This is a genomic window from Fictibacillus fluitans (genome assembly GCF_030418125.1).
GTDB classification, from domain to species: domain Bacteria; phylum Bacillota; class Bacilli; order Bacillales; family Fictibacillaceae; genus Fictibacillus_C; species Fictibacillus_C fluitans.
Map to the genome: position 1 here is coordinate 72,637 of NZ_JAUHTR010000005.1, position 15,234 is coordinate 87,870.

12 protein-coding genes are annotated in these 15,234 nt (G+C 46.5%); all 12 read right to left on the bottom strand.

Annotation, left to right across the window (positions count from 1 at the left end):
- Positions 1-10: 10 nt before the first annotated feature.
- On the bottom strand, positions 11-712 hold the full coding sequence (locus QYB97_RS11060) for a polysaccharide deacetylase family protein (RefSeq protein WP_301166063.1): 702 nt from the start codon (positions 710-712) through the stop codon (positions 11-13).
- A complete protein-coding gene (locus tag QYB97_RS11065) occupies positions 657-2,312 on the bottom strand; it encodes a glycoside hydrolase family 43 protein (RefSeq protein ID WP_301166064.1) in 1,656 nt (551 codons plus the stop codon). Before QYB97_RS11065 ends, QYB97_RS11060 begins: the two co-directional genes overlap by 56 nt.
- 16 nt (positions 2,313-2,328) lie before the next feature.
- Complete coding sequence (locus QYB97_RS11070) at positions 2,329-4,425, bottom strand: alpha-glucuronidase family glycosyl hydrolase (RefSeq protein ID WP_301166065.1); 2,097 nt, start codon at positions 4,423-4,425, stop codon at positions 2,329-2,331.
- 55 nt (positions 4,426-4,480) lie between these two features.
- Positions 4,481-5,200 (bottom strand): YesL family protein, encoded by a 720-nt coding sequence (locus QYB97_RS11075; RefSeq protein ID WP_301166066.1) that lies wholly within the window; start codon positions 5,198-5,200, stop codon positions 4,481-4,483.
- 91 nt (positions 5,201-5,291) lie between these two features.
- Complete coding sequence (locus QYB97_RS11080; RefSeq protein ID WP_301166067.1) at positions 5,292-6,917, bottom strand: ABC transporter substrate-binding protein; 1,626 nt, start codon at positions 6,915-6,917, stop codon at positions 5,292-5,294.
- Between the two features lie 71 nt (positions 6,918-6,988).
- Positions 6,989-7,861 (bottom strand): carbohydrate ABC transporter permease, encoded by an 873-nt coding sequence (locus tag QYB97_RS11085; protein WP_301166068.1) that lies wholly within the window; start codon positions 7,859-7,861, stop codon positions 6,989-6,991.
- 15 nt (positions 7,862-7,876) lie between these two features.
- Complete coding sequence (locus QYB97_RS11090) at positions 7,877-8,842, bottom strand: ABC transporter permease (RefSeq protein WP_301166069.1); 966 nt, start codon at positions 8,840-8,842, stop codon at positions 7,877-7,879.
- A gap of 216 nt (positions 8,843-9,058) precedes the next feature.
- Positions 9,059-9,853 carry a Nif3-like dinuclear metal center hexameric protein gene (locus QYB97_RS11095; RefSeq protein ID WP_301166070.1) on the bottom strand — a complete coding sequence of 265 codons (795 nt, stop codon included), beginning with the start codon at positions 9,851-9,853 and terminating at the stop codon, positions 9,059-9,061.
- Positions 9,854-9,855: 2 nt separating this feature from the next.
- Positions 9,856-10,974: a Gfo/Idh/MocA family protein gene (locus QYB97_RS11100; RefSeq protein ID WP_301166071.1), complete on the bottom strand. Its 1,119-nt coding sequence runs from the start codon at positions 10,972-10,974 to the stop codon at positions 9,856-9,858.
- Positions 10,975-10,989: 15 nt separating this feature from the next.
- A complete protein-coding gene (locus tag QYB97_RS11105) occupies positions 10,990-12,144 on the bottom strand; it encodes a Gfo/Idh/MocA family protein (protein WP_301166072.1) in 1,155 nt (384 codons plus the stop codon).
- Positions 12,145-12,198: 54 nt separating this feature from the next.
- Entirely contained in the window at positions 12,199-13,698 is a 1,500-nt protein-coding gene (gene xylB / locus QYB97_RS11110; RefSeq protein WP_301166073.1) for a xylulokinase, read from the bottom strand.
- A gap of 90 nt (positions 13,699-13,788) precedes the next feature.
- Positions 13,789-15,120 (bottom strand): xylose isomerase, encoded by a 1,332-nt coding sequence (gene xylA / locus QYB97_RS11115; RefSeq protein WP_301166074.1) that lies wholly within the window; start codon positions 15,118-15,120, stop codon positions 13,789-13,791.
- Positions 15,121-15,234: the final 114 nt, after the last annotated feature.

Consider the following 15,234-nt stretch of genomic DNA (forward strand, 5'->3'; position numbering starts at 1 on the left):
TCTATGCCTGTTAAAGCCTTTTGTCATGCCAAAAATTCATGGTAAAATGCTGTTCCGGATCATAGGCGCGAAATGAAACGCCCTCCCTGTTGATCCGGTCAATGAGCCTGGATAAAACGGAGGCTGTTCCTTTGGTTACGTGAAGAAGGATGACAACCGGTCCCTCTTCAAGAGCATCCATGCCTTTGACCGCGTTTTCAATAATCTTTTCGGGTTCCGTCTCCTGATGCTTCCAGTCAACAGTATCGGCATTCCAGTCCCACATCTTCATGTTGTATTGAACAAGCCCGTTGCGCAAGTCTTCATTCATATAAGGATGGCTGCCAAATGGAGCTCTCGTCAAGTGAGAAGTCACACCCGTTAACTCATACAGCGTTTTTTGGGTTTGCCTCATCTCTTCTGCAACATTCAGCGGATTTCCTTCATAAAGCATCTTTTTATCATGAGTAACACTATGCAGTGCCGGGTAATGTCCCTCTTCTATTAAACGAAGAACAGCTTCCGGATATTCTTTTATATTTGGTTCTACCAAAAAGAATGTACCCTTCACCTTCTTGGTTTTGAGAATATCCAGAATGCTATCCATTTCCCCGTTCGGTCCATCATCAAAAGTTAAATACACATCTTTGTTCTTACCAAATCGATTTTCCATGCGGTTATCGGCTGACATAACGGAATTTTTCTGTTTGATAGCCGCTCTGCGCCTGATCATCCCGCTCCACGTATGTAAAATAATCAAAATCCGCATAAAAGTCACGGCCGCTTAAATCCTGGCTGCACAGGCCAATAAATGCGCCCGTGAATCCCTGGTCGAGCAAGGTTCCGCCTTTTTTCACTTCCGCATGGTCATCCGAAATTTTCCCTGCATCCAGAACAGGACCAGCCGCTGTCCAATTTTCACCATCGGGAGAATAATAGAATTGAAGATCATGATAGTCGATCTCCGCTTTTAAGTACACCTTTTCCCATCCTTCAATGGAAATAGGAGCATCCAGCGGTTCGTTATAATCACTCTGGTCATTGTTCATAATATACAGGCACTTGCCCGCTTCCTCATCCCTGCTGATGCAGAGATAATAATAGTTTCGGTTGTTGTAATAATAGATCAGCCCCGCCATATGCTGAAAGTTCTGAGGACGGCATTCTACTTCTGTTTCCGCTATTACAGAGAAAGCCTGCTGCCTTCTCGCAATCAGGCTTTGCCTGTGGTTAGAATTCATGGATTCTCTCCCCCGCAGCCTTAGATAGCCTGGCCGTTCCTTTACGGACACCCATTCCTCGCTCATCGGTTCGCGCAGGGAATTAAAATGAATGCTCAATTCTTCTTCATTAAAATCGTCAGTTTCAGGCACTGGTCTTACCTTAAACTCAGGAAGGGATGGTGCCTCCACTCTTTCATGAGGACTGTTACCCCCATCAACCAGTCCCAGCCAGTGATCATCGGTCCATACCGCTTTCTGAATCGCGGTTTCACGGCCAAGGTTACAGTTTTCCGAGCCGGGCAGCGGACGTCCGGTCAGATGCACCATATACACCTCATTGTCCCGGGTTTCAACAATGCTCGCGTGTCCTGCCTTTTGCAGCGTTAATTCCGGTTTCCCTTTTGATGTGAGGACAGGCCCTTTGGGATCCACTTCATACGGACCAAAAAGACTCTGTGAGCGGGCTACGGTTACGGCATGGTTATACCGGGTTCCCCCTTCAGCCGTCACCAGATAGTAATAGCCGTTCTTTTTATAAAGATGAGGTGCTTCCGTAAGCCCGAGGCTTGTTCCCCTAAAAATATTGCGGATCGGACCGATCAGCTTTTCTTCCTGCGGGGAATACTCCTGAAGCAGAATGCCGCCAAACGAATTTTTATTTTTGCGGTGATCCCAAACCATGTTCACGAGCCATTTCTTGCCGTCATCATCATGGAACAGAGAAGGATCAAAGCCGCTGCTGTTCAAATAGACGGGCTCGGACCAGGGCCCCCCGATATCCGTGGCGGTCACCAGGTAGTTGTGTGTATCCTTGAACGCCCCGATATGGCTTTTCACATCCGTATAAATAAGATAGAAAAAGCCATCGTGATAACTTAGGCAGGGCGCCCAAACACCGCCAGAACTCGGATTGCCGAGCATATCAAGCTGGCTTTGGCGCGTTAATGGATGCGGCAGCAGCTCCCAGTTTCTTAAATCCTTTGAATGATGAATCTGTACTCCAGGAAACCATTCGAAGGTGGACGTTGCAATATAATAATCGTCTTCCACCCTTATGATGGATGGATCCGGATTAAAGCCGCGCAAAATGGGATTGATAATTTCCGACATCGTTGTTCCTCCGTTCTTAATAAATTTTTCTGTTTTGTTGATCCTTAATTCCTGATTTTCTGTAAAAATAGGTGTTGATGATGTCCCGCCATTCTTTGGCATGTTCCGCCTGCTCGACCAGCCTGCTCAGGACGTCGCGATACCGTTCCCCATCCATTCTTCCTTCAAGCATTTCCCACATAGTTTTCAGGTTTTCTGCCTGTTCGGCACCTGCAAAATGGGTATCGTAAATATGCTGGATGACCGTTTTTCCGCTTTTTAGTTCATGTGTATAGGGTACGTGATGAAAAAACAGCAGCAATTCATCCGGACACGTTTGCAGAGACTCATACATCTCCTTATTTTCTTTTAAATATTGAGAGGTGTATCCTGTTCCGCTCGCAACCGTACGATCTACACCTATTCCCTGCCAGTCAGCAAAATGATAAGTTCCCCACAAGGAATATTCATAGCCATCCGGATTCGGGCCATAATGATGGTTCGGATTCACCATCCAGCCAACCCCGAGCGGCGACGTATAATTTTCGTAAATGCTCCAGGAATCCAAAAGCATGGAACGTACCTGTTCATGAACCACTTCATCCTTACCGAACGTCCTGGCAATCCATTCCGCAGTGATTTCCTCTGAGGATAGATCCGGATTCCAGGTGAGCCGTCCATAGCCATACAAATTTGCCTGTGCCAATGTATGGCCGGTCCAGTTGTAATCATTTCCGATGTTGGATACCGCCGTGATTCCCGCATAGGCTGGCTGATACAGCGATCCGTCAACCACCCGCTTTACCTCGGAACCCTTTCCTTTGGCATAAGTATCAAAATCCAAAATCTCTTTCCACTGCGGCACAAGATAGCACAGATGCCGCTGCTGCCCGGTATATTCCTGGGTCACCTGCAGCTCCAGCATTTGGTTGGTGTGTTCCATGGCTCCAAACAGAGGGGAAACCGCTTCGCGGACCTGAAAGTCCATCGGTCCGTTCTTGATCTGGAGGATGACATTGGAATGGAATTGCCCGTCGAGCGGTTTAAAATGGTCATACGCGGCTCTCGCCCGGTCTGTGGACCGATCGCGCCAATCCTGAAGACAGTTATACACGAAACAGCGCCAGAACACTAACCCCGCAAAAGGCTCAAGCGCCTCTCCCAGCATGTTGGCGCCATCCGCATGCGTGCGGTTGTACGTAAACGGACCGGGGCGGTGTTCAGAGTCCGCTTTTACAACAAATCCTCCAAAGTCGGGAATATACTGATAGATTTCTTTCGTTTTTTCTTTCCACCATGCCCGTACGCCAGGATCAAGGGGATCTGCCGTGGATAATCCCCCCAACTGGAGCGGACTGGCATAATTCACGCTAAGGTAGGTCTTGATACCATAAGCCCTGAAAACAGCCGCCACGTCAGCTACTTTGGGCAGAAGGCTTTCCGTAATAAGGTTGGTTTCCACGTGATGCACATTTACGTTGTTAATCGAAATGCCATTGATGCCTACTGAAGAAAGCAGTCTCGCGTAATCCTTGATCCGTTCAAGATCACCGGTAAACCCATTTTTATCATAAAAGATGGATGCTCCGGCGTACCCTCGTTCAATGCTGCCGTCCATGTTATCCCACTGATTGATCATCCTGAGTTGATTTGTTGGATTCTCAGTGATATTAAGGGAATCAACCAGGCTACCGTTTTGCATAATTCGCAGAAGATGAAACGCCGCGTAAAGCACTCCTTGTTCTTCCATCCCAATCAGGTAAATTCGAGGTCCTTCACTTGTTAGCACAGATTTAATCTGGTAGCCATCACGCGACAATCGTGCGGCCTCAACTTTCAGCGGCCCCTCTACAGATTCCACTGTAGTAAGCACAATTCCACAGCGTTCAGCCCCATCATCATGTCCTGCTGTGTTTTCGAACATGGAAGTAAAAGCATGGTGAAGCTCTTGTTTTGCGGACTGTATGATGGAGGACGTTTCCATCGCTTCCACCGACCGTGCATACTGCTGATACTGGCCCGAGAGGCTCTTGTCCATAACTGGCTCATATTGAAGCCAGGCATCATAGCTTTTCTTGTGTTCTTTTTTCAATTGTCCGGTAAGATGTTCAAAGGGTTCAACCGTGCTTTTCATAGGAATCCTCCATCAATTTTTTCTATGTAAGTGAGAGCTCCGAAGCATTCGGAGCTTATTTGGACACAGCCACTTCTTGATGACTGATAGTTTCTTGTTTGCAAAAGTTTTCCTTGAGATCTTCCAGGAGTGTTTTGCTGTTGAGCATGAACAAGTATGTGATCAGGCTCGCTGTAAAAACCATAAAAAAGCTGTTCGTTACCATGGTCATAAAGAGGGCAATGATTACAATCCCCGCATTTCCAAAGGTGATTTTCGGCTTCTTAAATCCGTAATATATCGAGAGCCGCCATACGTCTCTCGTTCGGAAGGAAAATCCTGAATTGATGAAAAACGCATTCAGTGACACCACCATAAGCAGGGCAATCCCTGCCAAAATCACCACGGACAGTACTGAATTTTTAAAAGAAAGGTTGGTATTATAATATTGAAAATCGATAAACAGGATATACAGCACCATAAGATATGGCGTCCAAAACTTGAGCGTATCTTTGACATTTATTTTATATCCGTGCAAATAGTCTCTAAGCGGGGACAGTTCCTGCTCTCGGATGAGTTTTCCAATGGAATAAAAAAGGGCCGAAATGGATGGGCCGGCTGGAATGAGCGCCAAAAAATAAAGGGTAATGTTCGTAAAGCTCGGTTCGAGTGTCATAAAGAAAAACAGAAAAATTACATTGCTGAGAATGAAGCAAATATTGGTCAACATTAACGCATAAATATGGTTCATCAATACATATAAAAATCCGGTGCCGAACTCTTTTCTTTTCTGCATTCAAATCCTCCTCCGGCATCTAATGTGAAAGCTGCCTGTGCTTCACCATCGTGCACAGGCAGCTTTTTATATTCTCACATCTGACAAACTGCTAGTTTTTCTTTTTAAAATCCTTGTACGCTTTATTGATAAGATCACTGTACTTGTCCATGCCTTTTGCTTTCAATTCACTTACATATTTATCCCATTCAGAAAGCGGACGTGATCCATTGATGAAGCGCAGCGTATTCTGTGATGTCATGTCTTTTAGCGGTGTGCTCAGCAATGTTGCCTGTTCACGATCCCCTTCAGATAATGGATATGGAGGATTGGCTTTTAACGGCGTCTTGGTATCGGCCATTTCCTTCTGGAATTTCAGCTCTTCATCACTGAACGTGGATTGAAGCAATTCAGTAGTACCACCGTAAGCGAAGACACCGCCGGAGAAGCCGAAATCGGTATTAAGCGCTTTGGTTCCTGACGGATTCAATCCTACATAGTTAACGTCTTTTGCCAGCTTGCGCTTGCCGTTTTCTTTCGTGTAAGTTGTTCCTTCAACACCCCACTTCGCGAATTCTTCTCCTTCATCGCTGTACCACAGCCAGTCGATAAACTGAAGCATCGTATCAAAATTCGGATCGTCTTTCGCTTTAGCGTTAATCATGATTCCATTCTCGAGGCGTGAACCAGCCATCACCTGGCCAGCCGGTCCGCCCGGCACCATAATCTTCTGAATGGAGTATTTTCCTTTTCCAAGGTTCTTGTCCATGCTTGTACGATAAGCCACCAGTTCCTGTGCATTGGCGCCAATCACAAAGGATTTGCCGGAAACGAACTTCTGGATCGCCTGCTGGTCATCCTGGGTCAGGCTTTCTTTATCAAGCAGCCCTTGCTCCACAAGACTATGGAAATAGGTCACCATATCCTTGTACTCTTTGGTTGCTCCAGAAAATACATACTTGTCTTTGGATTCGTCGTACTGCATGCCGCTTGTGGTTCCCCAGCCCGCAACCGTTCCAAACGAAGTAGCCGCAATGTTCAGCGTGCTGTTCATCTGCCAGCGGTCAGAGAACGGTGTAACGTCCGGGTAAACTTCCTTTAATTTCTTAAGCGCAGATTGAAGCTCTGCCCACGTCTTTGGAATGGCAATGTTATTTTTCTTGAAAATATCGGTGCGTACAGCCAGAGAATAGTCCGGCCAAATTTCTTCATGAAGTCCGGGAAGGACATAGAACTTGCCGTCTTCCTGTCGTAATGTATCCAGGTCTGCCTGCATGTTCCATTTCTTTACCTTTTCCTTGAAGTTCGGCATCTTGTCAATGTAGTCACTCACAGGCAGGATAGCACCTGATGAAACAAAAGCCGCCTCCTGGCCAGGATAGGTTTTTGGAATAATCAGCGGTGCATCTCCGGAGCTGATCAGCAAGCTTCTTTTTTGTTCATAGTCACTCATCGGAACAATCGTCGGTTTTAGCGTAACATTGGTTCTCTTCTTCATTTCCTTCCAAAGCAGCCAATCCTTTTTGTATGGATAATTTGGATGATCACTGTAAAGGATAGAGAACTTCACCGGTTTCTTGGCTTTGAATGTGTCCCCCACTTTGTAGCCGTCCATGGAAGTTTTGCTCTTTTCCACATTTGCTTCCGTTTTCTTGTCATTGCTGCAAGCCGATAAGATTGTGGCAACGACCGTCAACACTGCCACCAGAAGCACTAACTTCTTAAATACCTTTACCATACTCTAAAATCCCCCCTGCGCTTTTATTAAGTTTTATAATGAACTTATCCTTACAATAAGCTGCATCCTTTTTATTGCTTTACTGAGCCCAGCATAATTCCCGTAACAAAGTATTTTTGGATAAATGGGTAGACCATAATGATTGGCAAAACGGTCAATACCATCGTGACCGATTTAATGTTGGCAGCAATCTGTGTGAGGTTATCCGCACTGGTCGCACCTGTTGAAAGCCCGCCCGTTGCCCCCTTGATCAGGTTCCTTAAATAGAGGGTAACCGGGAACAAATCCTTTTTATCAAGATACAGGAACGCACTGAACCAGGAGTTCCAGTTGGCTACCGCATAGAACAAGACCATGGTTGCAAGAATAGGCTTGGAAAGAGGCAGAATGATGCGGAAGAGCGTTCCGTATGTGGACGATCCGTCAATGGACGCCGCTTCCTCCAGTTCCTCCGGCATGTTTTCAAAAAATGATTTCATGATCAGCATATTAAACACGCTGATTGCACCGGGGACAACAATCGCCCACATGGTATTGGCAAAGCCAAGGGATTGGATAAGGATATAGTTTGGAATAAGTCCTCCGTTAAAAAACATAGTGAAAACAGCGAATGTTGTGAAAAACTTGCGGCCTGCCAGCCTTTTTTTGGAAAGCGCATAGGCGAACATTGTGGTCATAACCATGGAAATGGCGGTTGCCACTACGGTATACACCACTGTATTTTTATAACTGTTCCAAAAGGTTTTATCTGTGAGTACCGTTTCATAGGTTTCGAGATTAAAACCCTGGGGAATAAGATTTACCTTCCCTGCATTAATTTGTGCCTCACCGCTGAAGGATTGGGCTACAACATTCAGGAATGGGAACAGCGTGATGTATACAATCAGCAGCAGAATGATAACATTTAAGACTTTAAATACTTTATAGGATGTCGATTCTTTCATATTCCTGCCTCCCTTCTACCACAAGCTGTTATTTGTAAGTTTTCGAGATAAGTAGTTTGCAGAAAAGACTAACGTTAAACCGATAAGGGCTTCAAACAACCCAATAGCAGTAGCATAGCTGAAGTTGCTGGATTCGAGTCCGATTCGATAGAGGTAGGTTGAAATGACGTCTGATGTATCGTAGTTAAGTGGATTATAAAGCAATAATATCTTTTCAAAACCAACAGCCATAAGCTGTCCAATATTTAAAATTAGAAGTGTGATAATAGTTGGAAGGATGCCGGGAATCGTAATATGAATGGTCTGCTTCCAGCGGTTTGCTCCGTCTATTTTTGCCGCCTCATAAAGGGATTGGTCGATGTTGGTTAATGCCGCGAGATACAGAATGGCTCCCCATCCCATGCCCTGCCACATTTCAGAACCAACGTAAATGGATCGGAACCAGCTGGCTTCCTGAATAAAAAAGATTTTTTCTCCGGTAAGATAGTGAACGATAGAATTAATCGCCCCATTTCCGGCTGTGAGCTGCAGCACCATTCCGCTGACAATTACGACAGACAGAAAGTGCGGAAGGTAAGAAGCGGTCTGAACAAACTTCTTGAATCTCTTGGAAGTAAGCTCATTCAGCAGCAAGGCAAAGATAATCGGTGCCGGAAAACAAAAGAGCAATGTGTACGTGCTGATGAGCAGGGTGTTCTTAAAAACATGCCAGAATGCAGCATCCATAATGAACATTTGGATGTAATGAAGACCTACCCACTCTTCCCCAAAGATGCTTCCCCCAGGAATAAACTTCCTGAAAGCAATGATGTTGCCGGCCATTGGAACGTATTTGAAAATAATCAGATAAACCATTGGCAATACAAGCAAGGAGTACAGCTGCCAGTCTTTTTTAATGACTTTCAAACTTAATTTGTTTTTGGTTTTCGTGTCTGAAGCCACCGCTGCCCCTTGTGCTTGTGTGTCAACCACTTGTTCCATTCGTTCGCCTCCTTTTTTAATTTTGAATAGCTATTTGGTGTAACCTTGCAGCTTTTGGAGTGGTTAATTTCCGTTCTTAGGAAATTGCTCTAACATTAGATAGTTTGTTTATCATACAAACAATGTAGTTTTATAATATCAACTCTTTCATTAGTTGTAAACGGTTTCATTAAAACTTTTTTAATTTTTCTAATAACTACACCCTGAAAACGAGGATTAGAGAAGCCGGAACACCGGCTTCTCTTCCACAAAATGAACAGGTACCTCAGGAAACAGCTTTCTGATCTGCCCGGCGAGATGCCTCATCCCGGGTTCCTCACTTTCGGCATGCCCCAGAACAAGCAGCGCCTTCTGTTTCCCCTGGTATACCGCATCCCTGACATATTCCGGAGTTTCCCATTCCGGGCCCTCCCCGTACAATATTAAATCTACATTCTCCTCGTTAAAGAGCGGAAGGCAATGTGCTCCTCCGCCTCTGTAACCAGCCAAAAGGGCAGCTCTTTGGCAAATGGCGGATTCATTGCCCGTTACCCTTACAAATGAAATCCCAAGGCTTTGCTTCACATGTGCTGCGACTTCCGCAACCGTCATGCCCGGGAGGTTTACGAAGGTAGCAGCCGTCCGATGCTCTTCCACAATATCCTGCCAATCAAGGGCCTGAAGAAGTCCGGCCATGATGCCATCCGGTTTGTAACGGTGCCAATAATCATGGAAACGGAAGACGGAGATTCCTGCGTCCTTTATCATTTGGGCCTTTTGAAGATAAACAGGATCATCTCCAAGCCCTGCCGGATCGTCCCTGTGATTGTAAAAAAGGGGTTCATGGGTGATTAGGAGGTTCGCCCCAAGTCCCGCTGCCTTTTCAATCACAGAATGAGTCGGCATAAAGCTGACAGCTATTCCTTTTACTCTCTCCTCCGGGTTGCCGGTCTTCAACGTATCAACGGTTTCCGGAACCTCTCCGACCGGCTTTATCAATGCATTCATAACCTCCTGGATGGTTGGCATCATGCTCAACTCCTGTTTGATGCCGACCCGGCAAATGTCCTTTCCGCCGTTTCGATCCAGATGGCTTTTTCCTGAGCTTCGATACAGAGCTCTGCGGCTCTGAAGGTATGTTCCTGTGTCATGGCATGCTCAGTACCATTCAGGCAATCCAAAATAAGCTCACCGAAGTACGGACAGCCTACCTTTCCTGAGCATTCAAAGTGCTGTTCGCCCTGCTGGTTCACCAAATACAGGTGATCCCCCTTGTTATCTCTGGCAATATCAATGTATTTGCGCACCTCAATGTAACCTTCCGTGCCAAGAATCAATACTCTTCCGTCTCCCCACGTTCCAAGGCCGTCAGGAGTGAACCAGTCCAAACGGAAATAAAAGGTAGCTCCGTTATCCGCAACAAGTGTGGCATCGCCAAAGTCCTGGAATTTTGGATACTCTTTAAAGTGGTAGTTGGCAATTTTGCTGTGAAGGACCTCCGCGTTCTGTGCGCCTGTAAAGTGCAGGAACTGCTCAATCTGATGGCTGCCGATATCACATAAAATGCCGCCGTAATACTGCGGATCAAAGAACCAGTCCGGCCGGTGGCTGACATTCGCCCGGTGCGGCCCGGTTCCGATTACCTGCACGACACGGCCAATCGCCCCTTCCTCAATCAGCTGTCCGGCAAAGATGGAGCCTTCGGAATGGAGCCTCTCCCCATAATAAATGCCCCATTTGAGTCCAGTCTCTGCTACCTTTTTTCTTGCAATTTTGACCTGCTCAAGCGTGGTAAATGCGGGCTTGTCTGTAAAATAATGCTTGCCATGATCCAATACCTCAATACCCAGCGGTCCCCGCTCCGACGGAATATTGGCGCTTGCCACCAGTTGAATTTCAGGATGACCCAGAATATCTTCTTTGGTTGACGCGATACGGATACCCGGAAATTTCTCAGCAAAAACCTCCGCTTTTTGACGATCAGGATCATACACAGACACAAGCTCGCCGCCAGCCTCCATTAAACCGTGGCACATTCCATAAATATGGCCGTGGTCAAGTCCCATCGCCGCAAATTTAAATTCTCCCGGCTCAACGACAGCCTTTTTCACCAGCCCTTTTGGGGCGTAGTTCATTCCATCTCTCCGGTCCATGTATTGCTCCCCTTCCTACTCATATTTTCCTCCGGTCGTAATCACATTCTCGCTGAAGTTCTTCACTGAGGCTGTTTTTTCATAAAAATGCCTGGCGTTTTCCAGGATGCCTTTTCTTGTGTAAAATGGACTGCTCTCATTCAGAGGCAGCGATGCACTTTGACGCGTATTGGCAGACTGGTAAATGGCTGTAATCAGTTCCAGCGTTCGGCGGCCGGCATGACCGTCCACAAGCACGGACTTCTTCCCTTCTATCGCACAAAGCACGTCATCCACCTGTGCCGCATGCCCTTCATAGGATAAATCCGTCACCGCTTCATAATGCTGCTGAATTTTTTGCTCCAGCTCATGATCCCGCTCTGGAAAACCATTTTCTTTTGATTTTGAAGCTCTGACCTTCCATGGAACCGATACTCGGGCGTTTTTCCCCTGGAATATCAGCTGCTGTTCCTCCCCATGGTGCACCACGGAACTTGTAATCTGTCCAAGGCTGCCATTTGGATAAGAGCAAATAGCCACCGACAAATCCTCAACTTCTGCATTGTCATGAGAGGTGTTGGTTGTAACGGCCGTCACTTCTGACGGCATCCCGTTCATCCAGTGAAAAATGTCAATATGATGGACGGCATGGTTCAGCGTGCAGCCGCCGCCTTCCTTTTCCCACGTTCCACGCCACCACAAATCGTAATAGCTGTGTCCACGCCACCAGAACGAATCGACTTGCGTGTGAACGATAGGGCCCATTAAGCCGGTTTCCAGAATGGACTTCAGCTTCATCATCGGGTTTGTAAACCGATTCTGTGAAATGACGGATAAAACTCTGCCGCTTTTTTGCTGGGCATCATTCATGGCATCGCATTCTTCCAATGAGGCAGCCATTGGTTTTTCCACCAAAACATGCTTTCCGGCATTCAGTGCTGCCACGGCAATTTCCGCATGCGTGTAGGGCGGAGTACAGATCGAAATCAAATCGATATCTGTATCCTGCAGCAATTCATCACATTTTGTATAAATATGAGCATTCAGATGGAACTCTTCTACAGTACTCTTTGCCTTTTCTACATATAGATCACATAACGCAATAATTTCACAGCGATCGGCAAACTGCTGATAGGCTTTGATGTGGGCAGATGCTATGGCCCCTGTACCGATGATAGCAACCTTTATCATCTAACAATCGCTCCCTTGTTCAGTCTATGTAACTGGCAATCTCTGCAAAGCGGACTAGTTTCTTAACTCCATCAGCTGCTGGTTCATTTCCTTTGTTTGCGAATAAACCTGCTGATAGATTCCGAACATTTTTTTATAGCGTTCGACATTTTCGTTGGTTGGCTGATACGTTTTAGCTGAATCGATAAAGGATTCTGCACATTCCTTTAAGGATGAGAACCAGCCTGAGCCATACGCGGCAAGCATGGCAGCCCCCATACCAGGGCCCTGCTCGCTGGAAAGCTTGACGATTCTGGCATTGAAAATATCCGCCTGCATCTGCAGCCATGTCTCATTCTTTGCGCCTCCGCCAATTGAAATGATGGTATCAATCGTTTTTCCATGATCCCTGAAGATTTCAATCGACTCATTCAGCGAGAAGGTGATTCCTTCAAGTACCGCACGGATAAAATGCTTGCGTTCATGAGAGGCATCCATGCCAATAAAGCTTGAGCGGATGCTGGAATCGGCATGCGGAGTCCGCTCCCCGACCAAATAAGGTGTGAACAGAAGACCGTTGGAGCCCGCCGGCACTGTATCGATGTCCTGCAAAAATGCTTCAAACGATTCATCAGCAGCAAAGCGTTCCTTAAACCAACTCAAGCTGTAGCCCGCTGCCAATGTTACACCCATCGTGTAATAGGCGTTTTCCTCGCCGTGATTAAAATAGTGGACCTTGCCTTCAAAGTCCTGGTCCTTTCTTTCCTCATACGACAGCACCACACCGGATGTCCCGATGCTGCACAGCGTCTTGCCTTCAGAAAGAATTCCGGCACCTATTGCACCACACGCATTATCTGCTCCCCCGGCAAAAACGGCAGTCGAAGAAGCGAGACCGGTCGCCTGGGCAAATTCTTCCGTAATTTTCCCAACAGATGCATGCGACTCCACAAGCGGAGGACAAAGACTTGAATCAATGCCGAATGCACTGCACATTTCCTCACTCCACGTTTTCCCGCTGACATCGAGAAGCAGGGTTCCGGCCGCATCGGAATACTCACTGTTCAGGCTGCCGGTCATACGGTATCTTAAATAATCCTTTGGCAAAAGAAAGACAGCTGCCTTTTCAAAAATCTCCGGCTCATACTCCTTCACCCACAGAATCTTGGGCAGGGTAAAGCCCTCCAGCGCCGGATTTTTGGTGATTTTCAACAGCTGTTGTTCGCCAATCGTTTCAACGATTTTCCGGCATTGCGGAGTCGTACGGGTGTCGTTCCAAAGAATGGCATTACGGAGCACCTGGTTGGTTTCATCAAGCAAAACGAGTCCGTGCATCTGTCCGGAGAAACTGATTCCTTCAATATCTTCCGGATTTCCGCCAAATTGGGCAACCAGTTCCATCAAACCCTCAGTGGTCTGGTTCACCCATTGTTCCGGATCCTGCTCACTGTAGCCAAATTTCTCCTGAATGAGAGGATACGATTTGGAAACCTCCTGGCATACCTCACCCTTCTGGTTGACGAGCAAAATTTTCACTGCACTTGTACCTAAATCCACACCGATAACATACTTCATGGTTAATCATTCCTTTTTCTCTTTATAAAAAAGTGCTGGGCAACTTTTGATGTCCAGCACTTTTGGCTTTTAGTAAATCGTATTCTTTTCTTACACAGTCACGCTGGACAGTGTTTCAATGATGTAACGGTTGACTGTTGCTTTCAGGCGCTCCTGGCGTCCGGATTGGTTCTTGATGTCGCCCAATTGAAGCGCATAAGCCTCGAGAGCATGGAAATCCGTTTTTCCATCTACAATGTCAAGGCCGATTCCTCTTGTATAGCTGCTGTAGCGGTCTTCAATGAAGGCATCGAGCACACGGTCTTCAATTAACTTGTTTGCTACCTTCAAGCCGATCGCAAAGCAATCCATACCTGCAATGTGGGCATGGAACAAATCTTCCGGTTCAAAAGATCCCCTGCGGACCTTCGCATCAAAGTTTAAGCCACCGCTTCCAAGGCCGTCATTTTTAAGGATTTCGTACATGGCCAGTGTAGCAGAATACAAGTCAGTCGGAAATTCGTCAGTATCCCAGCCAAGAAGCGTATCACCCTGGTTCGCATCGACAGATCCAAGCATGCCGTTGATGCGCGCCACTCGGAGTTCGTGTTCAAACGTATGGCCGGCAAGCGTCGCATGGTTTGCTTCCACGTTGAATTTGAACGTATCCTGAAGATCGTATTTTTGCAGGAACGCAAGGCCAGTTGCCACATCAAAGTCATATTGATGCTTCGTTGGCTCCTTCGGCTTTGGCTCGATAAGGAATTGTCCGTTAAAGCCGATTTCCTTGGCATAATCCTTTGCCATATGGAAGAAGCGCGCCAGGTTATCCTGCTCAAGCTTCATGTCGGTGTTCAAGAGGGTTTCATATCCTTCACGACCGCCCCAGAACACATAGTTTTCGGCACCAAGCTGCTTGCCCACTTCCAGCCCTTTTTTTACCTTCGCCGCTGAATAAGCGAACACATCAGCATTGTTGGTTGTAGCAGCGCCATGCACATAACGCGGATGAGTGAACATGTTGGCAGTGTTCCAAAGCAATTTTACCTTGCTGGTCTTCATATATTCCTGAATCATATTTACAATAACGTCCTGATTTTCATTGGTTTCTTTCAGTGTGCTTCCTTCTGGTGCAATATCTACGTCATGGAAGCAGAAAAACGGAACATCGAGTTTTTCAAACAGTTCAAAAGCAGCGTCCACACGCGCTTTGGCAAGGTCCATGCCTTTAAATTGATCCCATGGACGGATGGCAGTTCCTACACCGAACGGGTCAGTCCCGTCTGCTGTAAACGTGTGCCAGTAAGCCACAGAAAAACGAAGCCACTCTTCCGCTGTTTTTCCATTGATGACTTCAGCGGGATTGTAATAACGAAACGCCAAAGGATTATTGGAATCCGCTCCTTCAAATTGAACCTGTTTAACGCCTTCGAAATATGCCATAGTATGTACTTCCCCCTTGGATGCTGTCAGATCCTATAATGTAGCCGCTTACATATGTGGCTTAATAGGATCGCAGCTGATTTGTTACACCGATTATAACATCAGATAACTTTG